Origin of the sequence: Pseudomonas sp. WS 5027, from assembly GCF_012985695.1 — a bacterium.
GTDB lineage: Bacteria > Pseudomonadota > Gammaproteobacteria > Pseudomonadales > Pseudomonadaceae > Aquipseudomonas > Aquipseudomonas hygromyciniae.
Genome location: NZ_JAAQWU010000005.1, coordinates 136,550 through 160,811, shown reverse-complemented (window position 1 = coordinate 160,811; position 24,262 = coordinate 136,550). Strand labels below are relative to the sequence as shown.

Here is a 24,262-nt window from a genome sequence, read left to right as displayed (position 1 = left end):
GATGATCTACGCAAAGAGCTCGCGCTTTCAAAATTCTTCGAAGGCGATTCATCCCTCAATGACGCTGTACAGGGACTGTAGTGGTCTAATGAAACCGGACACCCATTTAGGCGAGAATGCTCGCCAGATAGAGGTGTCTGATGAACAAACAACGCCGCTCCTTTACTCCTGAGTTCAAGCGCGAGGCTGCCTACCTTGTGCTCAAACAAAACTACAGCTACATCGAAGCCAGCCGTTCACTCGGCATTGGTGAGTCGGCATTGCGCCGCTGGGTTGACCAGATTCAGAAAGAACATAAAGGCGTCACCCCGCAGAGCAAGGCACTGACTCCGGAACAGCAAAAAATTCAGGAGCTGGAAGCCCGGATTGCTCGGCTTGAGCGAGAGAAATCAATACTAAAAAAGGCTACCGCGCTCTTGATGTCGGAAGATCACGAGCGTTCGCGCTGATTGACCAGTTGAGCGCCCATGAGCCGGTTGATTGGCTGTGCAAGGTGTTTGACGTCACTCGCTCGTGTTACTACGCCCAGCGCCTTCGGCGCCGCACGCCCGATGTTGAACGACTTCGATTGCGTAGTCGCGTCAGTGAGTTGTTCTCGCAAAGTCGCAGCTCTGCGGGCAGTCGCAGCATCCTGTCGCTGATGCGTGAAGACGGTGAGCAACTCGGTCGATTCAAAGTGCGTAGCTTGATGCGCGAGCTTGATTTAGTCAGCAAACAACCCGGCTCCCATGCCTACAAACGAGCAACAGTAGAAAGACTGGATATCCCGAACACATTGAACCGCGAGTTCGACGTGCCAGCGCCCAATCAAGTCTGGTGCGGCGATATCACCTACATTTGGGCGCAAGGAAAGTGGCATTACCTGGCTGTCGTCCTGGATCTTTGTACGCGTCGGATCGTGGGCTGGGCGCTGTCGGAAAAGCCAGACGCTGAGCTGGTGATCAAAGCGCTGAATATGGCTTACGAGCAGCGTGGCAGGCCTTCGGATCTGCTATTCCACTCAGACCAGGGATCGCAATATGCAAGCCGACTCTTTCGCCAGCGGTTATGGCGATACCGCATGCGCCAAAGCATGAGTCGACGAGGAAACTGCTGGGATAACGCACCGATGGAGCGCGTATATCGCAGCTTGAAAACAGAATGGATACCGACCGTGGGCTATCGAACTGCGCAGGAAGCACAGCGCGATATCAGCCATTTTTTGATGCATCGCTACAACTGGATTCGGCCTCACCAATTCAACGAGGGGTGGGCACCAGCGCAGGCCGAGGAAAAACTTAACGTCGTGTCCGGGATTAGTTGACCACTACACGTCCTGCACGCAGGAAAGAAACTTGGCCAACTCACCTACGATTTGGCTCGGGGAGAGAGTGCTGCTGTAATACTTAGCTTGGTATAGGTCCCAAGTATCCGAAGCAGGTGGATGTACCGTGTACCCGCATATATCTCGCCCCTTGTCATTTGCGCCTCCTAGCTTCAGAACCTGCGCGTATTGGCCCTCCTTCTCGAGCTGGCGTGCGCAGCGCTCTATAAACGACTCCCACTGCACGTCATCCATCAGTAGCAAGCGCTGCTGTGGAGTTGGTTCTACCGGACCTGGATGATAAGCACTACTCGAAGACACGGCCCCCCTCCTGGGTAAGCTCCATTGCGAATTACACCGCGATCACAAGATTGATTGAACCATATACAGAGGCTATCCGGGCGTCCATAGATGCTTGCTTAACACACAACTCGACTTGGCTCGTTCAGATCGGGATAAGGCAGTGTCGCTTCAGGAACGGGCGTCCTTGGTCATAGTAGCGACGCGTCTACGAGCAAGCATGCACTCACGATGGATGGGCGCAGCCACATCAAATCTACTCAATGTGACGAGCTTCGAGAAAACCTTACTTTGCCATTCGCTTCGAGCTTTGCCTGACTACCCAGTTCGGGCCTGCCTCCGAACACCAGAAAAATCGACCTCCCACAATGCTCATCACGCGACGACCTCCGCCCAAGCAATTCAAACGTGATGGGTTCGCGCTTGCGCCGCCTCCTGAGACCATCTGGCTGGCGCCACCCACCTTCACTGTTCCGACAGGTACGGGAACTCTGCCAGCTGCAGGACGAAAACACCCACCGTAAGCAGTTGGTGATCGAACTCACCCGGATTTGCCATATCCTTCTGGTGGTGATCAGAAAAAATCTAAAGACAGCTCGCCGTGTCGATGTCAGCCAGTGCTCGCCGAGAGAAAGTTCGCGAAAAGGAAAAGATTGCAGCCAATACAGTCAGAACTGATCAGCCTTGACAGGTTTCAACGCGACGAAGCCCCGAATGGCACTTTACGAGCTTTTTGCTAACGGTGACCCAACGGTGACCAAAATGATCAAAGCCCAGAAACAACAAAGCCCGGTCGTTTCCGAACCGGGCTAAGTCATTGAAAAATATGGTCGGGACGGAGTGATTCGAACACTCGACCCCTAGCACCCCATACGAGGGGTAGATTAATTCCATGTTTATCCGCCGGCCGTATCTGCCGAACGCATAAAAAACCCGGCACGAAGCCGGGTGATTACCCGCCCCTCAAAAACACAGCCCCCAAATGAGAGGGATGGAGAGCTGATAAGAGAACGCGGGAACGGGATATTGCCAAATGGTGTCTTCCTGCGCAATAGAATCCTCTAGCCGACCAACTCCGAAACATCAGGCGACGTGTGTAGTCCACGCATTCAGGAGTAGCGCTAGATGACCCCAAGGAAGCAGCCACATTCGTTATCACCGCACGAGACAGCACCTCAGCTTGAGCCTAGGGCACTGCAAACGATCCGCGCGGTTACATCGAAATTCTCCTTAGTAAGCACATCGATTGGCGCGCGACCTTTTAATCGCTCATGAGGTTTACAAAGGGCGCCATAAAGCCTCCACCCATCAACATCCGGAAACCGCGCTAAGGCAGCAAGTACCAACTTGTGCCGCAGTGGATCAAGCTGCCAATCAGGAATGCGCTGACCGCGATTCCCAAGGCTCAGAGACAGCAGGTGCCGAGCCTTGATATCGCGGTTGATCTGATCTCGGGATTTGCCTGCCAGCTTGGCGAAGACAAGCAGCGGCAGACTACTCGAAGCTTCATAAGTGGCGAGCATCTCGGCGCGCTGACGTTGTATGTCTGATACCTGGGGTTCGCGCAGCTGTCCAGTCTGCGTTGGAGCAGGTAGGACAGGTGGATGCTGAGCCGCATTAAGGACCGGTTCGTTGCTGATGGACATTGTGGAGACTGGGATGGTCGTCGCGGGGGAGCCGCTGTTGTACAGAACGGCGTTTGCGTTCGCGTTTTCCAACGAAGGTAACGAAGCTGCCCCCTCTAAACGAATAGTCAGCGGAGAACTTGCCGCTTTTAGCTGGCCCTGCCCCCATAGATCCAGACGGTTCGCCCAATCCTGCATCATGGTCCGGCGCTGCTCGACGTACTCCGCGTGGTTGTAAGCCGCACTCACCTTATCCGGATCAGCATGAGAAAGCTGAGCATCCACCCACACCTTCGGGTAGCCGATCTCGTTCAGCGCCGTCGAGATCGTCGCCCTCATCCCATGACCCGTGAGTTGATCGGCGTACCCCATCCGGCGTAACGCGCCGTTCAGCGTGTTTTCGCTGATGCGCTTGCTCAGGTCGCTTCGATGCGCAAACAAGTAGCGCTGTGCGGGGACAACCTGGTCCAGCAAGTGACGCACGATCTCCAGCGCCTGAACCGACAGCGGGACAATGTACGGCGGCACATTTTGAATCTGCTTACCTGGCTTCCGCATCGCTAGCTGGAGTTGTTTCACCACTTCCGCCGGTATGACCCACAAGCGCTTCTCCAGATCGAACTGGTCTGGTGTCGCCAACCGCAACTCGCCCGTGCGGACACCGGTCAGCAGCAACAACCGAAGGCCAAGCCGCGTTTGGCTGGCGCCACCGTAATTTCGAAGAGCAACCATCAATCCTGGGAGCTCGTCCATTCGGAGAAATGGATTGTGCGTAACAGGAGGTTTGGGAAGTGCGACCACATCAAGGTCTGAAGCCGGGTTGTGTTCCAGTCCCTCGATTTTCACCAGCGCATAGCGGAACAATTGGTTGAACCAGGTCCGGCATTTTTCGGCGGTCGTTAAGGCCTTGCGCTGTTCGATCCTGCTCAGTAAATCTAGCAGATCGTGACGATTGATATCGTAGATAGACCGCCCGCCCAGGCTGGGCAGGACGTCTTTATTGAAGATTCTCAATATCTGCGAGAGCGTGCTTTGACGCCCTTCCTTCAGGCTCAGCCTGCGGAACTCCACCCACTGATTGAACACAGCCTCGAAGGTGTGCTCCTTCGCAGCATGAACAGCAAGCCGCTGTTGTTTGCGATGCTCATAGGGATTGATGCCTTGGGCAACCAAGGTACGGGCTTCATCACGACGGGTACGGGCTTCTTTAAGCCCAATTTGGGGATAACTACCGAGGGACATGCGCTTCTGCTTGCCCGCCCAATAGTAGCGGAAGAGCCAGACTTTGCCGCCTCTGGCCGTCACATTGAGTGTGAGACCATCACTGTCGCCGAGGGTGTAGTCATTACCGGTGATTCGGGCGTGCCGAACTGTCATTTCTGAGAGTGCCATCGCGAGCTCCTGAACAGAGTCAGGGCCAGATGCTCGTCTCGTTGCGCAAACTGCTCCAGCAACAAACCGATTCAGTGCTCGTCAGAATTCTGGACTCAATTCTGGACTTAAACGCACCGGATAGTGCTGGATTTCAGTGGTTCCCGCTGGAACGAAAAAAGGGCCTAAAGGCCCTGATTTCAATCACTTACAGAATTCAGTGGAACTCTGCAGCGCAATATTTGGAGCGGGAAACGAGACTCGAACTCGCGACCCCGACCTTGGCAAGGTCGTGCTCTACCAACTGAGCTATTCCCGCGTCTTGGTGATGCGCATTCTATAGAATCCTCACCACCCGTCAACCCCTTGATTCAAAAAAGTTTTATTTCTTTTCTACGGTCGTGCGCAGATGGGGCCACGCGGCGCGCAGGTATTGCAGCATGGACCACAGGGTCAGGCCCGCAGCGATCAGTAGCAAGGCGTAGCCCAACAGCACCCAGAAGGTGAAGTTCGACGGGTTGGCCAGCAGGATCACCAGCGCCAGCATTTGCGCGGCAGTTTTCCATTTGCCCATATTGGACACGGCTACGTGGGCGCGGGCACCAATTTCGGCCATCCATTCGCGCAAGGCCGAGACGACGATCTCGCGACCGATGATCACGGCAGCAGGCAGGGTCAGCCACAGATTGCCGTGCTCTTGGACGAGCAGCACCAATGCCACGGCGACCATCAGCTTGTCAGCCACAGGGTCGAGGAAAGCGCCAAACGGCGTGCTCTGCTCCAGGCGTCGTGCCAGGTAGCCGTCCAGCCAGTCGGTCGCGGCCGCGAAGGCAAAGACGGAACTGGAGGCCATGTAGCTCCATTCATAAGGCAGGTAAAACAGCAAAATGAAAATCGGAATGAGCAGGACGCGTAGAACGGTGATCAGATTAGGGATATTCATCGGCACAACTGGCTACGAGGTGAGAAGGCATTCTACTCGCTGTGTAGGTTTGCATAAATCAACTCAGCGAGCTTTTTACTGATACCGGGGGCTTTGGCTATTTCTTCAATGCTGGCACGGGACAATTCCTGCAATCCACCAAAATGTTTCAACAATTCACGCCGGCGCTTTGGCCCGACCCCTGCAACCCCTTCCAGGGTTGAAGTACGCCGGGTTTTGCCGCGTCGGGCGCGGTGGCCGGTAATGGCAAAGCGGTGGGCTTCGTCGCGGATCTGCTGAATCAGGTGCAGTGCCGGTGAATCGCCCTTCAAGGTGAACTCATGGGCCGCATCATTCAAGTACAACGTTTCGAAACCGGCCTTACGCGTCGTGCCCTTGGCCACGCCGAGGAGGATCAGGTCGGGTACCGCCAGTTCGTTAAGCACATCACGGGCCATGGACAACTGGCCCTTGCCACCGTCCACCAGCAGGATATCCGGCAGCTTGCCCTCGCCGTCCTTGAGTTTACTGAAGCGTCGGGTCAAGGCCTGGTGCATGGCGGCATAGTCGTCGCCCGGGGTGACGCCTTCGATGTTATAGCGGCGATAATCGGACTTGATTGGCCCTTCCGGACCAAAGACCACGCAGGACGCCACCGTCGCCTCGCCGCTGGAGTGGCTGATGTCGTAACACTCCAGGCGTTGCGGTGGCTCGTCGAGCTTAAGCACGTCAGCCAGTGCCTCAAAACGCGCGGCCACATGCTGGCGGTTCGCCAGGCGAGCACTCAGGGCCTGCTCGGCGTTGGTCACCGCCAGTTGCTGCCAGCGCGCCCGGGTGCCGCGTACCCGGTGGCTGATGTCCAGCTCGCGGCCACGCAATGCATGGATCGCGTCGATCAGTGCGGGAAAGTCCTCATGCACCACGTTGACGATCAGTTCGCCCGGCAGGTCGCGCTCGGGGCTGCTGACGTAATACTGGCCGAGGAACGCAGCCATGACTTCGGCCACCTCCTCCTCGATTCCCGTCTGAGGAAAGAAGTTCTTGCTGCCTAGTACCCGGCCGCCACGCACGCTGATCAGGTGTACGCAGGCGCCACCTGGATTGACGAAGGCTGCAATCACGTCAACGTCACCGGTACCGCCTTCCATGCTTTGCTGATCCTGCACCCGCCGCAGCAATGACACCTGGTCACGCAGTTCGGCGGCCCGCTCGAAGTCCAGGACACTGGCCGCCTGTTCCATGGCGCCGGACAGTTCGTCCGCCAGGGCATTGCTGCGCCCTTCAAGGAACATCACCGAGTGCCGCACGTCTTCGGCATATTCCTGGGGCTCGACCAGCCCGACACACGGCGCCTTGCAGCGCTTGATCTGGTATTGCAGGCACGGGCGGGTACGGTTCTTGTAAAAGCTGTCTTCGCACTGGCGCACGAAAAAGGTCTTTTGCAGCAGGCTCAGGCTCTCGCGGATCGCCCCGGCGCTGGGGTAAGGACCAAAATACTTGCCCTTGTGCTTCTTTGCCCCGCGATGGATGCTCAGGCGTGGGAAGTCACCGTCCGACAGAAACACGTACGGGTAGGACTTATCGTCACGCAGCAGAATATTGTAGGGCGGCCGCCATTCCTTGATCAGCGTCTGCTCTAGCAGCAGCGCCTCGGTTTCATTGGCGGTGATGGTGGTTTCGACCTGGGCGATACGCCCTACCAGCGCAGCCGTCTTCGGCGCCAGGCCGGTCTTGCGAAAGTAGCTGGCCAGGCGTTTCTTGAGGTTCTTGGCCTTGCCGACGTACAGCAGGCGCGCCTCGCTGTCGAACATGCGATACACGCCAGGCCGGCCACTGCAGGTCGCAAGAAATGCACTCGGATCAAACGCGGCGGTTATTTCAGTGGCTTGCATTTCAGGCGCTGGCGTCCACCATGCCGTGGCGAACCGCGAGCAAGGTCAGTTCCACATCACTACTGATGGATAGCTTCTCGAAAATTCGATAACGGTAGGTGTTCACGGTTTTCGGCGACAGGCAGAGCTTGTCGGAAATCGACTGGACCTTCTGGCAACCCACAATCATCAAGGCGATCTGAATCTCGCGCTCGGACAAGGCATCAAACGGCGAGTCACTGACTGGCTGAAACGACTTGATTGCCAGTTGTTGGGCAATCTGCGGGCTGATGTAACGCTGGCCGGCGAATACCAGGCGGATGGCCTGGACCATTTCCGCGAGCCCTGCGCCTTTTGTCAGGTAGCCCGCTGCGCCCGCCTGAAGAAGCCTTGTAGGAAAAGGATCTTCTTCACAGACCGTAACCACGACGACTTTGATATCCGGATGACTGCGCAACAACTTGCAGGTAGCGCCAAGACCACCAATCCCCGGCATCTTGACGTCCATCAAGACTACATCGGGCTTCAATTCACGCGCTTTGATCAGGGATTCCTCCCCCGACTCGGCCTGACCGACTACTTGCAGGCCATCGATGTCAGCCAGCATTCGTGTAATGCCTGTACGAACGAGATCATGGTCATCGACTACTAGCACCCTAATCAAGCAGACACCTCGCGAAATGGTCTTATAGGTTGCCGGACACCTTAGCAAAAAACCACGGCACAGACCTAGCTGAACGCGTCATATATATAGAGTTTCAATACACTACGAACGCCTGCCGAGCGGCAGGCGGGGGTGTTTCCTGGGTAAAAGGTCAGGATTCCTTGGGGATCGGCGGGGATTTTCCATGCACCACCCAGGAATGCTCTGCCAAGGTGCTGGTCAGCCGACGGATTGCATCCTGATCCTCTTTAAACATCGCGCGATAGTTACCCAGAACCTTTTCTTCGACCTGGCTCAGGTTTTCCAGTTGGATAGGAGTGGGGCTACCTGTCAAAACAAACAGGATATCAACACCTTTCTCTGCGACGCGGGATAAATAATCAGCCTTTGGTGCGCGACCACCACTTTCGTATCGACCTTGGGCGTTAGCCTCTACGCCACCTATTTCACCAAAAACCTTTTGCGACAAACCAAGCCGCTCTCTTTCTTGCCTTAAGCGCGAACCTATTCCACTCATTTGGATGTAATATCCTTTATGGCACACCCCAAGAGGTGACGACGTCATCTCGTTTTGCACAAACTTGAACGGTTTTGAACTATGCCCGGAGTCCGTACCGCTGCACAAGCCAAAGCCTGGCTGGAACATCAAGGAAAATCGGTCCAGGCATTCGCCAGGGAACATGGCGTGGACCCGGCGACCACCTATCAAGTGCTCGCTGGGCGCAAAAAGGGGCGGCGTGGGGAAGCCCATAAGGTCGCGGTCCTTTTGGGCATGAAAGACGGGATCATCGTTAACGAAGCAAAAAGCCTGGGCAATGTTCAGGAGATCGGCTCCTAAAGGGCAGTATGCACCGATTCAAGTCGAGCGCGAGGTTTACCGGGACGAGTGCGCCGACAGACACACGGACTCCATGCGCCAGAAACACCCCTCCTCACCAACAATACTCAGGCCCTGGCGCTGATACAGCCTTTTTGCCGGATTGGTCTTGAATACCGTCAATCGCAAATACCCCCGGTTTTCGGCACACGCCTTGGCAATCATCTGCTCCAGCACCCAACTGCCTGCGCCCTGGCGGCGAAAAGTGTCGAGAATGTGCAGCTCACGAATATACAGCGCGTTGTCATCCCGACTCAGACTGACGAAGCCTATCTGCCTGTCGTCCTGGCAAATCAACCAATTTTCCCGTCCCGCCCAGGCGGTATCAAAGCCTTTGTCAGACCACGTCAGACCATAGTGCCCATAGTAATGGCCCATAGCCTGATGGGTCAGGCTGCGCGCAAAGGCCAGGTGGTGGTCCGATGCAGCCTTGAGGGTGAATGCCATCGCGGTGGCCTCCATTACGTCACAACATGACCTGCCAGCCGGTCCAACTGCCAGCCTCCCTGCGTGCGATTACCAGGGCATCGCCCACACCTGGTGCCGCCGCAATCAACTCGCCATCCGGCCCCCAGATAGCACTGCACCCGGCACACGCCCAGCCGCCAGATGGCCCGCCATGATTGGCCATCAGCACCACCATCGAGTGTTCGGCGGCGTATCCCTGAAGCAACGCACTGTCTGCGGCGTAACCACCCTCGCTGATCAATACACCCGCCGCATAGACCGTAGCCCCGAGCGTCGCCGCATCCTGTGGATGGCTGGCGTGGGAAAAGTCGGCGCATACCGCCAGCGCGATCCGGTCCTCACCCCACACCAACGCCTCGCCACCCGAACCTGGCGCAAATGCCACCTCTTCGCCAGGATGTAGATGCTGTTTGCTATAGACCGCCATTGAACCATCCGCCGCCAACACCAGGGCACCAATCAACACCCCGCTGCTCGACGGCAAGCGAATCGGCATGCCGACCACCACCGTCATGTGCAGCTCACGCGCCAGGTCCCGCAGGGGCGCCAGCACTGCATTGTCCGGCGCAATCGCCAAACTCGCGGCCAGCGCAGGCTCGTAGCCGGTCAGGGACAACTCCGCAAATACCAGCAGTTGCACACCCTGCTCGGCGGCCGCGACCATAAATGCCATGTGACGCTGGATATTGGCCGCCAGGTCGCCAGCAATGGAACAGGTTTGGGCACTGCCAAGGGTCAAGGTGGTCATGGTCGCGTCCTGGCTATCATTGTGAGTATCCATTCAGCATATCGGGACATCCGCCATAGTGGTAAGCCCCTCATCACAATAGAAATTACTGATTGAATCCACCGCCGTGCCTCAGTTAAGCTCCACCCCATCATTTGGAGAAACACCATGTTGCAACTCACCCTCACCCAGGCTTGCCCTACTGCCAACGCACCGCGTTCGGTCGTGGCTACCCGCGTGAACGGTTTGAGCGCACTGGTCAGCTTTTATTTTGGGTATTGGTTTAGCCACTGGCGCGCCTGATACCTGAAATCGGCGCCCACTACTCAAGGGGTCGCCTGCCAGAGAAATCTAACCCCCGGTCGGCTCCCCGACCGGGGGTTTTGTTTTTTCAGCCCTGAACAATTTTTGCTACACACCGAACTTAAAGGAAATCACACCATGAACTACTCCACTTATTACCGTTACGACACCTGCACCGCCTGGCGATTTAGCAAGCTCCGTTCGGGACAGCCTGCCGCCTCCGATCGGTCACCTATTGGTGGCAAGCCAACACACGTAGCCAATACGGCCAATTGTCGAACACCCCAGTAGGGCAGAGCGTGCGGGAACAGCCCGCCGCTTGCCCAGGAAGCAGAAAATATGAACTCCTCCATCGCCGCCCTGCCCGTCACCACCCTGTCCAGCGCCAATGAAGCGCTGACCCAGCGCTTGCCCAGCGCCCTTGAGCTCAAGCACCAGTTGCCCCTGAGCCCGTTCCTGACCGAACAAGTCAACGCACATCGCCAAGCCATCCGCGCGATTCTCAATGGCGAAGACTCTCGTCTGCTGATCATCGTCGGCCCCTGCTCGATCCATGATCCCGAATCCGCCATGGAATACGCGCGCAATCTGAAGAAACTGGCCAATGACGTCAGTGACCAGATGCTCCTGGTGATCCGTGCCTACGTCGAAAAACCGCGCACCACCATCGGCTGGAAAGGCCTGGCCTACGACCCGCACCTCGATGGCAGCGATGACATGGCCGCCGGCCTCACGCTGTCGCGGGAGTTGATGCGCGAAATGCTGCGCCTGGGCTTGCCGGTTGCCACCGAGCTGCTGCAACCGATGGCCGCTGGCTACTTCGATGACGTGCTCAGTTGGGTCGCCATTGGCGCCCGTACCACCGAATCGCAGATCCACCGGGAAATGGCCAGCGGTCTGGGCATGCCCGTGGGCTTCAAGAACGGCACCGACGGTGGCGTGGCCATCGCCTGTGACGCCATGCGCTCTGCGGCTCACCCACACCGCCACTTCGGCGTCGACAGCCAGGGGCACCCGGCGATCATCCAGACCCCAGGCAACGCCGATACCCACCTGGTGTTGCGTGGCGGGCACCGTGGCCCGAACTACGACCGCCAGAGCGTGGCCCAGGTCAAGACCGACCTGGCCAAAAGCAAAGTGACCACGCGGATCATGGTCGATTGCAGCCACGCCAACAGCGGCAAGGACCCGATGCGCCAACCGGCAGTGTTCAATGATGTGCTGGAGCAACGCTTGCAGGGCGACACTTCATTGATCGGCATGATGCTGGAAAGTCATCTGTTCGACGGCTGCCAACCACTCAGCCCGTCGATGCGCTACGGCGTTTCGGTGACCGACGGCTGCCTGGGCTGGGACGGCACCGAGCAATTGCTGCGTGAAGCGACCGCACGCCTGCGCGCTCAGAAAACGCTGGGGCCTGCGTAAGCGAACTGGCCATCCCGTTGAACGGTAACTGCCTTATTGTGACAAGCAGGCTTATTGTGGCGAGCGGGCTTGCCCCGCGCTGGGCTGCGCAGCAGCCCTAAAACTGACAGCCTCGGTTTACCTGAAAAACTGCAGCGGACTCATTGGGGCCGCTGCGCAGCCCAGCGCGGGGCAAGCCCGCTCGCCACAATGAGCCCGGCCCGATAACTCAGTGGAACTTTGCCAGGAAATAACCGCCTGAATCCGGTACGCTCACCTTTTTTATTCAAGGAGTTACCCACCATGGCCAAAGCTACCGCCCGTCACATCCTGGTTGCCACCGAAGACAAGTGCAACGAACTCAAAGCCCAGATCGAAGGCGGCGCTGATTTCGCAGAAATCGCCAAAGCCAACTCCAGCTGCCCATCGAGCCGTGACGGTGGCAACCTGGGTTCGTTCGGCCCTGGCCAGATGGTCAAGGAATTCGACACTGTCGTATTCAGCGCCCCAGTCAACACCGTGCAAGGCCCAGTGAAAACCCAGTTCGGTTATCACCTGCTGGAAGTGACCAGCCGCCAGGACTGATCCACGTCTTTGCAAAACACAACGGCCCGCCTTTTGGTGGGCCGTTGCGTTTGTGTGGCAGCAGGGTGACTGGCGACCCGCACGCGGTTAGGGTACAAGTCCCCTTCCTTCTTCACCCGGCGTTCAAGGCTGATAATGCGACTGGACTTCCTCACGTTGGTTGGCTCCACCCTGGCCTTGCTGCTGGCGAGTACTGTCTCGTTCGCAGCCCCTCAACATGCACTGACCGTCTACGGCGAGCCCGCCAAGTACCCTGCCGGGTTCAGTCATTTCGACTACGTAAACCCCGATGCGCCCAAGGGCGGCAGCCTCAAGCGCTCGGCCCTGGAAGTCGGCCGCTTCGACCATGTCCTGCCGTATATCGACAAAGGCATCGGCGTCAGCCAGCTGGACGGCTGGGTGTATTCGCCCCTGGCCTACCGCTCTCTGGATGAGCCCTATACCGTCTACGGCCTGGTGGCGGAAAAGATGGAACGCGCCGAGGACGGCCTGTACCTGCGGTTTTTCCTCAACCCCAAGGCGCGGTTTGCCGACGGCAAGCCGATCACCGCCGAAGACGTACGCTACAGCTTCAACCTGCTGATGACCCAGGGCAGCCTGCGCTTTCGCACGCTGTTTGCCGACGTCAAACACGTCGAGGTCGAAGGCCCCTTGCAAGTGCGCTTTGACTTCTCCAGCAATCAAAACCGCACCCTGCCCCTGGATGTCGCGACCCTGCCGGTGTTCCCCGAACATTGGTGGAAGAGCCGCGACTTCGCCAATGGCGGCGGTTATGAAGCACCCTTGGGCAGCGGCCCGTACAAGGTCAGCAAGATCAATTCCGGCAGCACCATCACCTTCCAGCGCGACCCTGATTGGTGGGGCAAGGACCTGCCCGTCAGCCGCGGCCTGTACAACTTCGATCGCCTGAGCCTGGAATACTTCGGCGATACCGAAGTCGCACGCCAGGTCCTACGTGGCGGCGCCTACGATTTCAACCGTGAATTTTCCGCCACCGGCTATTCCATCGGCTACAACGGCCCGGCCCTGGATGATGGCCGCCTGCAACGGGCGCACTTGGCCAAGGATGCGCCGCAAAACTCCCAGGGCTACGTGTTCAATCTGCAAAAACCGATGTTCCAGGACCGCCGCGTGCGCCAGGCCCTGGCCATGCTCTGGGATTTCGAGTGGGCCAACCGGCAGATGATGCGCAACCTGTACATCCGCCAGCAAAGCTACTTTTCCAACAGCCCGCTGGCCGCGACCCAACTGCCAGACGCCGAGGAGCTGGCGATTCTCGAGCCCTTGCGCGGGCAAATCCCCGACGAAGTCTTCACCCAAGTGTTCAAGGCGCCCTCCACCGACGCCAGCGGCATGATCCGCGACAAGCAGTTGCAAGCCCTGGCCCTACTCGAAGAAGCCGGCTGGATGCCCAAGGGCGACAAACTGGTGAATGCCGCCGGCGAACCCCTGGAGTTCACTTTCCTCAATGTGCAAAACGGCCTCGAACGCCTGCTGCTGCCCTATAAACGCAACCTGGCGCAGATCGGCATTACGCTGAACATCCGGCGCATCGACTCCTCGCAGTACGTCAACCGGCTGATGAGCCGCGACTACGACATGATCGTCACCGGCTTCCCCGTCACCACCTCGCCGGGCCTTGAGTTGTACAACTACTTCGGCTCAGCCGCCGCGTTCGACCGAGGCGCCAACAACTATTTCGTCCTGCAGAACCCGGCGGTCGATACCCTGATCACCGGCCTGGTGCGCGCCACCACCCAGACACAGATGCTCAGCTACGCCCATGCCCTGGACCGGGTGCTGCAATGGAATTACTACTGGATCCCCAATTACTACCCGCCCGGCACCTCGGCCGCCTGGTGGAACCGCTTCGGCCGCCCGGCCATCGAAGCCAGCAACGACGAGGCGCTGGAGTCATGGTGGGAACTCAGCCCGACACCCCTGACCAATGAGCAGATGAAAGCCCAACTGAGCAAGTCGCGAGGTGCCCACTGATGTTTGCCTATATCTTGCGGCGCCTTCTGCTGATCATCCCGACCCTGGTGATCATCCTGCTGGTGAACTTTGTGATCGTCCAGGCGGCGCCCGGGGGGCCGGTGGAGCAAGCCATCGCCCACTTGCAGGGCATTGGCGGTGCCAGTGTCGGCGGGGCCTCCGGCGACGGCGTCAGCAGTGGATCACGCGCCAGCCGAGGCCTGGACCCCAAGCTGATCAAGGACATCGAAAAGCAATACGGCTTCGACAAGCCAGCCCACGAACGCTTGTGGCTGATGCTCAAGAGCTATGCCCAACTGGATTTCGGCAACAGCTTTTTTCGCGGCGCCACGGTGACCGACCTGATCCTGGAAAAGATGCCGGTGACCATATCCCTCGGCCTCTGGGCAACCCTGATTACCTACCTGGTATCGATCCCCCTGGGGATCCGCAAGGCCGTGCGCCACGGCAGCAGTTTCGATGTGTGGAGCAGCACCGCCATCGTCATTGGCTACGCGATGCCGGCCTTCCTGTTTGCGATGTTTTTGATCGTGGTCTTTGCCGGCGGCACTACCTTGAACTGGTTCCCGGTGCGCGGCCTGGTGTCGGAGAACTTCGAGCAACTGAGCACCATCGGCAAGATCGCCGATTATTTCTGGCACTTGGTGCTGCCGGTCAGCGCCCTGGTGATCGGTGGTTTTGCCACCTTGACCATCCTCACCAAAAACTCGTTCCTCAATGAAATCACGCGCCAGTACGTGGTTACTGCACGGGCCAAGGGCCTGAGCGAACGGCGCGTGCTCTACGGCCATGTGTTTCGCAACGCCATGCTGCTGGTGATCTCCGGGATCCCCCAGGCGTTCATCAGTGTGTTCTTCGCCGGCTCGCTGCTGATCGAGGTGATCTTCTCCCTCGACGGCCTGGGCCGCATGAGCTACGAGGCCGCCGTGTCGCGGGACTATCCAGTGGTCTTCGGCTCGCTGTTTATCTTCACCCTGTTCGGCCTCTTGATAAAACTGATCGGTGACCTCTGCTACACCCTGGTGGACCCGCGTATCGACTTCGCCGCGAGGAACGCCTGATGCTCAATCTGTCTCCCGTGGCCCGCAGGCGCTTCGAACGCTTCAAGCAAAACCGCCGCGGCTGGTGGTCGCTGTGGCTGTTTATCGGCCTGTTTATCCTGGCCCTGGGTGGCGAGCTGATCGCCAACGACAAACCGCTGGTGCTCAGCTACCAGGACGAGTTGTACTTCCCGGTGTTCAAGCGCTACACCGAGCAGCAGTTCGGCGGGCAACTGCCGTTCCAGGCCGACTACCGCAGTGACTACGTGCAGCACCTGATCAAGAAGGATGGCGGCTGGATGCTGTTCCCGCCAATCCCCTTCAGCGATGACACGCCCAACTACGAGCTGACTCGCCCTGCCCCCAGTCCGCCGTCCACGGTGAACTGGCTGGGCACCGACGACCAATCCCGGGACGTGCTAGCACGGGTGATCTTCGGAGCGCGGGTATCGATCCTGTTCGCCCTGGCGCTGACCGCAATCAGCGCCACCATCGGCATTGCCGCCGGCGCCTTGCAGGGCTATTACGGCGGTTGGGTCGACCTGCTCGGCCAACGTATCCTCGAAGTGTGGTCAGGGCTGCCGGTCTTGTACCTGCTGATCATTCTCTCGGGGTTTGTCGAGCCCAACTTCTGGTGGCTGCTGGGGATCATGGCGTTGTTTTCCTGGCTGGCCCTGGTGGACGTGGTGCGCGCCGAGTTCCTGCGCGGGCGCAACCTGGAATACGTCAAAGCCGCGCGAGCCCTGGGCCTGGGTGACGGCAAGATCATCCGCCGGCATATCCTGCCGAACGCAATGACCGCCACCTTGAGCTACCTGCCCTTTATCCTGACCGGGGCGATTTCCACCCTCAGCGCCCTGGACTTCCTCGGTTTCGGTATGCCGGCGGGCAGCGCGTCCCTCGGTGAGTTGATCGCCCAGGGCAAGCAGAACCTGCAGGCGCCGTGGCTCGGATTGACGGCGTTTTTCACCCTGGCACTGATTCTGTCGCTGCTGGTATTTATCGGCGAGGCGTTGCGCGATGCCTTCGACCCACGTTCATGAGTGAGTCCGTATGAGCGACAACCTGATCGAGATCCGCGACCTGTGCGTGGCCTTCAGCGGCCAGACCGTAGTGCATAACCTATGCCTGGATATCCGCCCCGGCGAGTGCCTGGCGCTGGTGGGTGAATCCGGTTCGGGCAAGTCGGTGACCGCCCATTCGATCCTGCAATTGCTACCCCTGGCCGGCACCGCGAGCAGCGGCTCGGTGCGTTATCGGGGTCAGGAGCTGATCGGCGCCGGGCCCAGCGCCCTGCAAAAACTGCGCGGCAACCGCATCGCGATGATCTTCCAGGAGCCGATGACCTCCCTCAACCCCTTGCACAGCATCGAAAAGCAGATCGGCGAAACCCTGCTGCTGCACAAGGGCCTCGGCGGCAAGGCGGCCCAGGCCCGCATCCTCGAATTGCTGGATTTGGTGGGCATCCGCAACCCGCAAGAGCGCCTCAAGTCCTACCCCCATCAGTTGTCGGGCGGGCAGCGCCAGCGGGTGATGATTGCCATGGCCCTGGCCTGCGAACCAGAACTGCTGATCGCCGACGAACCAACCACCGCGCTGGATGTGACGGTGCAGCGCAAGATCCTGCAACTGCTCAAATCCTTGCAGCAACGCCTGGGCATGTCCTTGCTGTTGATCAGCCATGACCTCAACCTGGTGCGCAGCATTGCCCAGCGCGTGTGCGTGATGCAGGCCGGGGAAATTGTCGAGCAGGCCGACTGCCAAACCCTGTTCAATGCCCCGCAACATCCCTACAGCCGCCTGCTGCTGGATGCCGAACCGGTCGGCGCGGCGCTGTGCCAGGATCAACGCGAAAACGTCCTGCAAGTCGACGGTTTGAGTGTGCGCTTCCCCATAGGTGGCGGGCTGTTCCGGCGCAAGCAGTACCTGCAGGCGGTGGACGGCATCAGCCTGGAGCTGCAACGAGGCAAGACCCTGGGTATCGTCGGCGAATCCGGCTCCGGCAAGTCCACACTGGGCCAGGCGATCCTGCGCCTGCTGGAGTCCAGCGGCAGTATCCGCTTCCAGGGCGAGGCCCTTGATGGCCTGAGCCAGAAGCAGATGCAGCCCTGGCGCAAGCAGATGCAGGTGGTGTTCCAGGACCCCTACGGCAGCCTCAGCCCGCGCATGTCTGTACAACAGATCATCAGCGAAGGGTTGGAAGTGCACGCGCCCTGCAGCCTGCAGGAGCGTGACGCGCAGGTGATCAAGGTGCTGCAGGATGTGGGCCTCGACCCGGCCAGCCGCCATCGCTACCCCCACGAATTCTCCGGCGGCCAGCGCCAACGCATCGCCATTGCCCGCGCGCTGGTGCTGCGCCCGGCATTGATACTGCTGGACGAGCCCACCTCGGCCCTGGACCGCACCGTGCAAAAACAAGTGGTGGCGCTGCTGCGTGAACTGCAGGAAAAGTACGGCCTGACCTACCTGTTTATCAGCCATGACCTGGCCGTGGTGCGGGCCATGGCCCACGACATGATCGTGATCAAGGACGGCAAGGTGGTCGAGCGCGGCCCGAGCGCTGAGGTGTTCGACTCACCGCAACATCCCTACACCCAAGAACTGCTCGCAGCCACACAACTGCCCTTGTAGGAGCGAGCTTGCTCGCGAAGAGCGTTAACGATAACGCGAAAAGCCTGCCACCCCGAGGCGTCCTCAGGTTTTTCGCGAGCAAGCTCGCTCCTACAAGGGGCGGCGTGATCCTATTAACCTTTGTATTGGCGGCGCCAGCATGAACACCAGCGAAAGCCTCAAGGACTACCAACACGTTCGCGGCCTGGCGATCCAGTCCCTGTTTGAAATCATCGAGCAGTCCAGCGAAGGCACTGTGATTGTCGACCGCGACGCCAATATCGTGTGGATGAACGAGCGCTATGCCAAGCGCTTTGGCCTCAAGAGCGCTGACCAGGCCATCGGCCAGCCGTGCGAGCAGGTGATCTCCAACAGCCTGCTGCGCCAGGTGGTTCGCAGTGACCAGCCGATCCTCCTGGATATCCAGGACACGCCCAAAGGCCCGCTGGTGGTAATGCGCCTGCCGATCCACGACGATGCCGGCAAGGTGATCGGCGCCATCGGTTTTGCCCTGTTCGACGAGTTGCGTAACCTCTCGCCGATGATCGAGCGCTACCTGAGCATGCAACAGGAACTGGCCTCGACCCGCTCGCTGCTGCGCTCACGCCAGAGCAAATACAACTTTGCGCACTTTATCGGCACCAGCGCCGCCAGCCTGGAGGTCAAGCGCCGGGCGCGGCGCAGTGCGAGTGCCGAGTCGCCGGTGTTGCTGCTGGGCGAGACCGGCACCGGCAAGGAGCTGCTGGCCCAGGCCATCCATGGTGCCTCGCCACGCGCCAATAAAGCCTTTGTCAGCATCAACAGCGCCGCCATCCCCCACGACCTTTTGGAAGCCGAATTCTTTGGCACCGCGCCCGGCGCGTTCACCGGCGCCGACCGCAAGGGCCGTCCCGGCAAACTGCAAATCGCCCAGGGCGGGACGTTGTTTCTCGATGAAATCGGCGACATGCCACTGCCCCTGCAAAGCAAACTGCTGCGGGTGTTGCAGGAGAAAGAGTTTGAGCCTGTGGGCTCCAACGAGATGATCCACAGCGACGTACGCGTGATCGCCGCGACCTCCACCGACCTGGAAGCCGCGATCAAGCGCGGCGAATTTCGCGCCGACTTGTACTACCGCCTCAACGTACTGCCGATCCAGGTCCCACCCCTGCGCGAGCGCCTGGATGATATTCCGGCGTTGAGCGAAGCGATCCTTGAAGAACTGCGCAGCCAGCATGAACTAGACCGCGAAGCCCTGGCGTTACTGGCCCAGCATGCCTGGCCGGGGAACATCCGCGAATTGCGCAACGTGTTGGAGCGGGCCGCCTTGCTCAGTGATGACCTGGTGCTGGATGCGCAAGAGATTCGCGCGGCGATTGGTACGTTCAGCCCGGTGCAGTGCAGCGCCGTGGCGCCCATTGAGGTCGAAACCTTCAGCGCGGCACGGGAGCGGTTTGATCGGCAGTTGATTGCTGCAGCGTTGCGCCAGTGTGAGGGCAATGTGATCGAGGCGGCCAAGCGGTTGGGGCTCGGACGCTCGACGCTGTACAAGAAGATGGTGGCGCTGGGCATCGAACAATCTCAATAAAGAGACAAATATCTCAAATAAAAGACAACCACCTTGTGGGGGCGGGCTTGCTCGCGAAAGCGGCCTATCAGCAACAAAATCATTGGCTGACACACCGCTTTCGCGAGCAAGCCCGCTCCCACATTGGAACTTCGTTTGTCTTGATATAGAGACAAGACTCGAAAACCAATCACCAAAATCTTTAAATATCTATACATATCAACAACTTACAAACTTTGCACAATTCCCGCTATAGCCCCTTCCTACAGCTCTACCCCACAACAATAACAATCCGATGGAGACACACCATGAGTGTGATCATTGCCCTGGCGGCGCTCGCGCTGCTGATGCTGGCTGCCTACCGCGGCTACAGCGTCATCCTGTTTGCCCCCATCGCCGCCCTTGGCGCCGTACTGCTCACCGACCCTTCCGCGGTCGCCCCTGCCTTTACCGGGGTGTTCATGGAAAAAATGGTCGGCTTTATCAAACTGTATTTCCCGGTGTTCCTGCTCGGCGCGGTGTTCGGCAAGCTGATCGAGCTGTCGGGCTTTTCGCGCTCAATCGTCGCGGCTGCCATCCGCTTGCTCGGCACCCGCCAGGCGATGCTGGTGATCGTGCTGGTCTGCGCCCTGTTGACCTACGGCGGCGTGTCGTTGTTTGTGGTGGTGTTTGCGGTGTACCCGTTCGCTGCCGAGATGTTCCGCCAGAGCAATATCCCCAAGCGCCTGATCCCGGCAACCATCGCCCTGGGTGCGTTCTCGTTCACCATGGACGCCCTGCCCGGCACGCCGCAGATCCAGAACATTATCCCCAGCACCTTCTTCAACACCACCGCCTGGGCCGCGCCCTGGCTGGGTTTGATCGGCACGATCTTTGTGTTCTGCGCCGGTATGCTGTACCTGGCACGCCAGCGCAACAAGGCCCAGCGGGCCGGTGAAGGCTATGGCACCGACTTGCGCAACGAGCCGGAAACCGCCGAAGACCTGAGCCTGCCCAACCCGTGGATCGCCCTGTCGCCGCTGATTCTGGTGGGGGTGATGAACCTGCTGTTCACCCACTGGATCCCACAGTGGTACGGCAAGACCCACAGCCTCGCGCTGCCGGGCATGAGCGCGCCGGTCACCACGGAAATCGCCAAGCTCACCGCCATCTGGGCGGTGCAGGCCGCGTTGCTGGTGGGGATCATCATGGTCCTGGTGTTCGGCTTTTCGGCGATCAAGAGCAAGCTGGCCGAAGGCAGTAAGAGCGCGGTCAGCGGCGCCCTGTTGGCGGCGATGAACACCGCGTCGGAATACGGCTTCGGTGCGGTCATCGCCTCGCTGCCGGGGTTCCTGGTATTGGCCGACTGGCTCAAGGGCATCCCCAACCCGCTGGTCAACGAAGCGATTACCGTAACCCTGCTGGCCGGCATCACCGGCTCTGCTTCCGGCGGCATGAGCATCGCCCTGGCGGCGATGTCCGAGAGCTTTATTTCGGCAGCCCATGCAGCCAATATCCCCCTGGAAGTGCTGCACCGGGTCGCGGCCATGGCCAGCGGCGGCATGGATACCCTGCCGCACAACGGCGCGGTCATCACGCTGCTGGCGGTCACCGGGCTGACCCACCGCGAAGCCTACAAAGATATTTTCGGCATCACGATCATCAAGACCCTCGCGGTGTTCGTGGTGATCGGTACTTTCTACGCCACCGGCATTGTGTGAGGTTTTCATGACGACATTGAACGGCAAGACCGCCCTGGTCACCGGCTCCACCAGCGGCATCGGCCTGGGCATCGCCCTGAGCCTGGCCAAGGCCGGCGCCAATCTGATCCTCAACGGTTTCGGCGATGCCAGCGCGGTGATCGCCCAAGTGCAGGCGTTTGGCGGCAAAGTCGGCCATCACCCGGCCGATGTCAGCGACCCGGCGCAGATCGCCGAGATGGTCGCCTACGCCGAGCGCGAGTTCGGCGGCATCGACATCCTGGTCAACAACGCGGGCATCCAACATGTGGCGGCGGTGGAGGACTTCCCGGTGGAGCGCTGGGATTCGATCATCGCCATCAACCTATCGTCGGTGTTCCACAGCACGCGCCTGAGCTTGCCGGGCATGAAGGCCAAGGGTTGGGGGCGGATCGTCAATATCGCCTCGGTGCACGGCCAGGTCGGCTCGGTGGGCAAGGCGGCCTATGTGGCGGCCAAGCATGGGGTGATCGGCCTGACCAAAGTGGTCGGCCTGGAAACCGCCACCAGCAACGTGACCTGCAACGCCATTTGCCCCGGCTGGGTGTTGACGCCGCTGGTGCAAAAGCAAATCGATGATCGCATCGCCGCAGGCGTTGACCCGCAACAGGCCCAGCATGATCTGCTGGCCGAGAAGCAGCCGTCGCTAGAGTTTGTCACCCCACCACAACTGGGCGAGCTGGTCCTGTTCCTGTGCAGCGAAGCCGGCAGCCAGGTGCGTGGCGCAGCGTGGAATATCGATGGAGGTTGGCTGGCCCAATAACCCCACCCTGCGAACAACGCAGAACCAAATGTGGGAGCGGGCTTGCTCGCGAAAGCAGGGTGTCAGTCAACCTATTCATTGCTGAACCACCGCTTTCGCGAGCAAGCCCGCTCCCACCTTGGGATCTTTGCAGTGTCAAACATCTGCGACAAGAACAAGAGACGAGCCTATGTCCGACATCCTCTGGCAACCCAGCCCGGAACGCATCCACAACACCCGAATGGACCAGTTCCGGCGTTTTATCAATGATCGCCACGCCTTGCAGATCAACGACTACCCCACCCTGCACCAATGGAGCATCGACCAGCGCCCGGCCTTCTGGGCGGCCATTGTCGAGTTCTTCGAGGTGCAGTTCCGTACGCCGCCCAGCACCGTACTGGTGGAAGGCGCGCAGATGCCCAGCGCCCAGTGGTTTCCGGGCGCCACTCTGAACTTTGCCGAGCACCTGCTGCGCCGCCGCGATGAGCACCCCGCCGTGGTCGCCATCGGCGAAGACGGCCAGCGTGAACAATTGACCTATGCCGAGCTGGCCCGCCACGTCGCCGGCCTGCAGCGCAGCCTGCAAGCGGCCGGCGTGGGCCTGGGCGATCGGGTGGCGGCGTGCATGCCCAATACCTGGCAAACCCTGGTGGGCATGCTCGCCACCACCAGCCTGGGGGCGATCTGGTCCTGCTCTTCGCCGGATTTCGGCACCCAAGGGGTGATCGACCGCTTCGGCCAGATCGAACCCAAGGTGCTGATCACCTGCGCCGGTTATCGCTACGCTGGCAAGCTGATCGACCAGAGCGCCAAGCTCAATGAAATCCTCGAGCGCCTGCCGTCCCTGCAACAGTTGATCATCGTGCCCTACGCGCGGCCCGAAGCGCGTATCGACGACTACCAGACCCAGGCCAACGCAGCCCTGTGGGATGACTTCTACCGCCCGGGCGGCGAACCGCAGTTTGTCGCCGTCCCCTTCGACCATCCGCTGTACATCCTCTACTCCAGCGGCACCACCGGCGTGCCCAAGTGCATCATCCACGGTACCGGCGGCGTGCTGCTGACTCACCTCAAGGAACACGGCCTGCACGCCGACCTGTCGCGCGACGACTGCCTGTTCTACTACACCACCTGCGGCTGGATGATGTGGAACTGGCTGGTCTCCGTATTGGCCATCGGCGCCACGGCGGTGCTGTATGACGGCTCGCCGTTTCATCCCGGGCCAGAGCGCCTGATTGACCTGATCGATCAGGAGCGCATCAGCGTGTTCGGCACCAGCCCGAAATTCCTCGCCACCCTGGAAAAGGCCGGCCTGCAACCACGCCTCAGCCATGACCTGGGCAGCCTCAAGGGCTTGATCTCCACCGGCTCGCCGCTCTCGCCCCAGAGCTACGACTACGTGTACCGCCAGATCAAGCAGCAGCTGTGCCTGTCGTCGATGTCGGGGGGCACCGATATCGTCTCCTGCTTCGTGATCGGCAACCCGGTGTTGCCGGTACGGCGCGGCGAAATGCAATGCAAAAGCTTGGCGATGGCGATCGAAGTGTGGGACGACCAGGGCCAACCACTGATTGGCGAAAAAGGCGAATTGGTGTGCACCCGGCACTTTCCGGCCATGCCCATTGGCCTATGGAATGACCCACAAGGGGACAAGCTGCACGCCTCGTATTTCAGCCAGTTCCCCGGCGTCTGGGCCCAGGGCGACTATGCCGAGCAACGCGCCAATGGCAGCCTGCTGATCCATGGGCGCTCGGACGCGGTGCTCAACCCGGGCGGCGTACGCATCGGCACGGCGGAGATCTATCGCCAGGTGGAAAAGGTCCCGCAGGTCCTGGAAAGCCTGGCCATCGGCCAACGCTGGCAGGACGATGTGCGCGTGGTGCTGTTTGTGCGCCTCAATGACGGCGAACAGCTGGACGCCGCCCTTGAACAGCAGATCCGCGAAGTGATCCGCGCCAACACCACGCCGCGCCACGTGCCGGCAAAAATCCTCAGCGTCAGTGATATTCCGCGCACCATCAGCGGCAAGATCGTCGAGCTTGCGGTAAGAAACGTCGTGCACGGGGAACCAGTGAAAAACACCGATGCCCTGGCCAACCCCGAAGCCCTGGAGCAGTTTCGCAACCGCCCGGAGCTGGCGTAAAAGATGAAAGGTTTCAGCGTCATTGCACTCATTTGAAGATAAACCCCT

At 59.7% G+C, this 24,262-nt stretch carries 20 protein-coding genes, 1 tRNA gene and 1 pseudogene; 14 read left to right on the top strand and 8 right to left on the bottom strand.

Features of this window, described 5'->3' with window-relative positions:
• Positions 1-140 precede the first annotated feature (140 nt).
• Positions 141-1,303, top strand: a protein-coding gene (locus tag HBO09_RS08745) for an IS3 family transposase (protein ID WP_169992987.1) whose coding sequence is annotated in 2 segments (ribosomal slippage) — positions 141-396 and positions 396-1,303 — 1,164 coding nt in all. Because the reading frame shifts where the segments join, the coding sequence is not laid out codon by codon here.
• Positions 1,304-2,778: 1,475 nt separating this feature from the next.
• On the opposite strand, the gene HBO09_RS08740 is transcribed toward HBO09_RS08745, so the two are convergent.
• The 6 genes from HBO09_RS08740 to HBO09_RS08715 form a co-directional block, all read right to left on the bottom strand.
• The gene (locus HBO09_RS08740; protein ID WP_169992990.1) at positions 2,779-4,620 is read right to left on the bottom strand and encodes an integrase arm-type DNA-binding domain-containing protein; all 1,842 of its coding nucleotides are present in this window, start codon (positions 4,618-4,620) and stop codon (positions 2,779-2,781) included.
• Between the two features lie 222 nt (positions 4,621-4,842).
• Positions 4,843-4,918: transfer RNA gene (locus HBO09_RS08735), tRNA-Gly, on the bottom strand.
• A 63-nt stretch (positions 4,919-4,981) separates the two neighbouring features.
• The gene (gene pgsA, locus HBO09_RS08730; protein ID WP_029293776.1) at positions 4,982-5,542 is read right to left on the bottom strand and encodes a CDP-diacylglycerol--glycerol-3-phosphate 3-phosphatidyltransferase; all 561 of its coding nucleotides are present in this window, start codon (positions 5,540-5,542) and stop codon (positions 4,982-4,984) included.
• Positions 5,543-5,574: 32 nt separating this feature from the next.
• The gene (gene uvrC, locus HBO09_RS08725) at positions 5,575-7,398 is read right to left on the bottom strand and encodes an excinuclease ABC subunit UvrC (protein WP_169993243.1); all 1,824 of its coding nucleotides are present in this window, start codon (positions 7,396-7,398) and stop codon (positions 5,575-5,577) included.
• Between the two features lie 16 nt (positions 7,399-7,414).
• On the bottom strand, positions 7,415-8,056 hold the full coding sequence (gene uvrY / locus HBO09_RS08720; protein WP_029293774.1) for a UvrY/SirA/GacA family response regulator transcription factor: 642 nt from the start codon (positions 8,054-8,056) through the stop codon (positions 7,415-7,417).
• A 151-nt stretch (positions 8,057-8,207) separates the two neighbouring features.
• Entirely contained in the window at positions 8,208-8,573 is a 366-nt protein-coding gene (locus tag HBO09_RS08715; RefSeq protein WP_169992992.1) for a helix-turn-helix transcriptional regulator, read from the bottom strand.
• A gap of 81 nt (positions 8,574-8,654) precedes the next feature.
• Between HBO09_RS08715 and HBO09_RS08710 the strand changes: the two genes are divergently transcribed.
• Positions 8,655-8,894 (top strand): DNA-binding protein, encoded by a 240-nt coding sequence (locus tag HBO09_RS08710; RefSeq protein ID WP_169992995.1) that lies wholly within the window; start codon positions 8,655-8,657, stop codon positions 8,892-8,894.
• Positions 8,895-8,930: 36 nt separating this feature from the next.
• Here the strand turns inward: HBO09_RS08710 and HBO09_RS08705 are convergent, their stop codons facing one another.
• Both HBO09_RS08705 and HBO09_RS08700 read right to left on the bottom strand, forming a co-directional pair.
• On the bottom strand, positions 8,931-9,380 hold the full coding sequence (locus HBO09_RS08705) for a GNAT family N-acetyltransferase (RefSeq protein WP_169992998.1): 450 nt from the start codon (positions 9,378-9,380) through the stop codon (positions 8,931-8,933).
• Between the two features lie 19 nt (positions 9,381-9,399).
• Positions 9,400-10,149, bottom strand: coding sequence for a carbon-nitrogen hydrolase family protein (locus HBO09_RS08700; RefSeq protein WP_169993000.1), 750 nt, complete (start codon positions 10,147-10,149; stop codon positions 9,400-9,402).
• A gap of 147 nt (positions 10,150-10,296) precedes the next feature.
• Between HBO09_RS08700 and HBO09_RS28850 the strand changes: the two genes are divergently transcribed.
• The 12 genes and pseudogenes from HBO09_RS28850 (at position 10,297) to HBO09_RS08650 (ending at position 24,214) form a co-directional block, all read left to right on the top strand.
• A complete protein-coding gene (locus HBO09_RS28850) occupies positions 10,297-10,431 on the top strand; it encodes a hypothetical protein (protein WP_262381201.1) in 135 nt (44 codons plus the stop codon).
• A gap of 339 nt (positions 10,432-10,770) precedes the next feature.
• Positions 10,771-11,856 (top strand): 3-deoxy-7-phosphoheptulonate synthase, encoded by a 1,086-nt coding sequence (locus HBO09_RS08695; protein WP_169993003.1) that lies wholly within the window; start codon positions 10,771-10,773, stop codon positions 11,854-11,856.
• 282 nt (positions 11,857-12,138) lie between these two features.
• On the top strand, positions 12,139-12,420 hold the full coding sequence (locus HBO09_RS08690) for a peptidylprolyl isomerase (protein ID WP_032861429.1): 282 nt from the start codon (positions 12,139-12,141) through the stop codon (positions 12,418-12,420).
• 135 nt (positions 12,421-12,555) lie between these two features.
• Positions 12,556-14,415, top strand: coding sequence for an extracellular solute-binding protein (locus tag HBO09_RS08685; RefSeq protein ID WP_169993005.1), 1,860 nt, complete (start codon positions 12,556-12,558; stop codon positions 14,413-14,415).
• Positions 14,415-15,476 (top strand): microcin C ABC transporter permease YejB, encoded by a 1,062-nt coding sequence (locus tag HBO09_RS08680; protein WP_169993008.1) that lies wholly within the window; start codon positions 14,415-14,417, stop codon positions 15,474-15,476. The genes HBO09_RS08685 and HBO09_RS08680 overlap by 1 nt, the downstream gene beginning before the upstream one ends.
• A complete protein-coding gene (locus HBO09_RS08675; protein WP_169993010.1) occupies positions 15,476-16,498 on the top strand; it encodes an ABC transporter permease in 1,023 nt (340 codons plus the stop codon). The genes HBO09_RS08680 and HBO09_RS08675 overlap by 1 nt, the downstream gene beginning before the upstream one ends.
• Positions 16,499-16,508: 10 nt before the next feature.
• Positions 16,509-18,086 carry an ABC transporter ATP-binding protein gene (locus tag HBO09_RS08670; protein WP_169993012.1) on the top strand — a complete coding sequence of 526 codons (1,578 nt, stop codon included), beginning with the start codon at positions 16,509-16,511 and terminating at the stop codon, positions 18,084-18,086.
• An 8-nt stretch (positions 18,087-18,094) separates the two neighbouring features.
• Positions 18,095-18,181 (top strand): annotated as a pseudogene (locus HBO09_RS28845) (outer membrane lipoprotein carrier protein LolA); the annotation flags it as partial.
• Positions 18,182-18,225: 44 nt separating this feature from the next.
• Complete coding sequence (locus HBO09_RS08665) at positions 18,226-19,632, top strand: sigma 54-interacting transcriptional regulator (protein ID WP_169993014.1); 1,407 nt, start codon at positions 18,226-18,228, stop codon at positions 19,630-19,632.
• A gap of 287 nt (positions 19,633-19,919) precedes the next feature.
• Positions 19,920-21,311: a GntP family permease gene (locus HBO09_RS08660; RefSeq protein ID WP_029293751.1), complete on the top strand. Its 1,392-nt coding sequence runs from the start codon at positions 19,920-19,922 to the stop codon at positions 21,309-21,311.
• 7 nt (positions 21,312-21,318) lie between these two features.
• Complete coding sequence (locus HBO09_RS08655; RefSeq protein ID WP_057959252.1) at positions 21,319-22,092, top strand: 3-hydroxybutyrate dehydrogenase; 774 nt, start codon at positions 21,319-21,321, stop codon at positions 22,090-22,092.
• Between the two features lie 169 nt (positions 22,093-22,261).
• The gene (locus tag HBO09_RS08650; protein WP_169993016.1) at positions 22,262-24,214 is read left to right on the top strand and encodes an acetoacetate--CoA ligase; all 1,953 of its coding nucleotides are present in this window, start codon (positions 22,262-22,264) and stop codon (positions 24,212-24,214) included.
• The last annotated feature ends 48 nt before the right edge of the window (positions 24,215-24,262 follow it).

Coding starts and splice junctions, on each gene's coding strand:
- HBO09_RS08740 (WP_169992990.1), bottom strand. CDS start 4,620: ATGGCACTCTCAGAAATGACAGTTCGGCACGCCCGAATCACCGGTAAT.
- pgsA (WP_029293776.1), bottom strand. CDS start 5,542: ATGAATATCCCTAATCTGATCACCGTTCTACGCGTCCTGCTCATTCCG.
- HBO09_RS08715 (WP_169992992.1), bottom strand. CDS start 8,573: ATGAGTGGAATAGGTTCGCGCTTAAGGCAAGAAAGAGAGCGGCTTGGT.
- HBO09_RS08710 (WP_169992995.1), top strand. CDS start 8,655: ATGCCCGGAGTCCGTACCGCTGCACAAGCCAAAGCCTGGCTGGAACAT.
- HBO09_RS08705 (WP_169992998.1), bottom strand. CDS start 9,380: ATGGCATTCACCCTCAAGGCTGCATCGGACCACCACCTGGCCTTTGCG.
- HBO09_RS08700 (WP_169993000.1), bottom strand. CDS start 10,149: ATGACCACCTTGACCCTTGGCAGTGCCCAAACCTGTTCCATTGCTGGC.
- HBO09_RS28850 (WP_262381201.1), top strand. CDS start 10,297: ATGTTGCAACTCACCCTCACCCAGGCTTGCCCTACTGCCAACGCACCG.
- HBO09_RS08695 (WP_169993003.1), top strand. CDS start 10,771: ATGAACTCCTCCATCGCCGCCCTGCCCGTCACCACCCTGTCCAGCGCC.
- HBO09_RS08690 (WP_032861429.1), top strand. CDS start 12,139: ATGGCCAAAGCTACCGCCCGTCACATCCTGGTTGCCACCGAAGACAAG.
- HBO09_RS08685 (WP_169993005.1), top strand. CDS start 12,556: ATGCGACTGGACTTCCTCACGTTGGTTGGCTCCACCCTGGCCTTGCTG.
- HBO09_RS08680 (WP_169993008.1), top strand. CDS start 14,415: ATGTTTGCCTATATCTTGCGGCGCCTTCTGCTGATCATCCCGACCCTG.
- HBO09_RS08675 (WP_169993010.1), top strand. CDS start 15,476: ATGCTCAATCTGTCTCCCGTGGCCCGCAGGCGCTTCGAACGCTTCAAG.
- HBO09_RS08670 (WP_169993012.1), top strand. CDS start 16,509: ATGAGCGACAACCTGATCGAGATCCGCGACCTGTGCGTGGCCTTCAGC.
- HBO09_RS08665 (WP_169993014.1), top strand. CDS start 18,226: ATGAACACCAGCGAAAGCCTCAAGGACTACCAACACGTTCGCGGCCTG.
- HBO09_RS08660 (WP_029293751.1), top strand. CDS start 19,920: ATGAGTGTGATCATTGCCCTGGCGGCGCTCGCGCTGCTGATGCTGGCT.
- HBO09_RS08655 (WP_057959252.1), top strand. CDS start 21,319: ATGACGACATTGAACGGCAAGACCGCCCTGGTCACCGGCTCCACCAGC.
- HBO09_RS08650 (WP_169993016.1), top strand. CDS start 22,262: ATGTCCGACATCCTCTGGCAACCCAGCCCGGAACGCATCCACAACACC.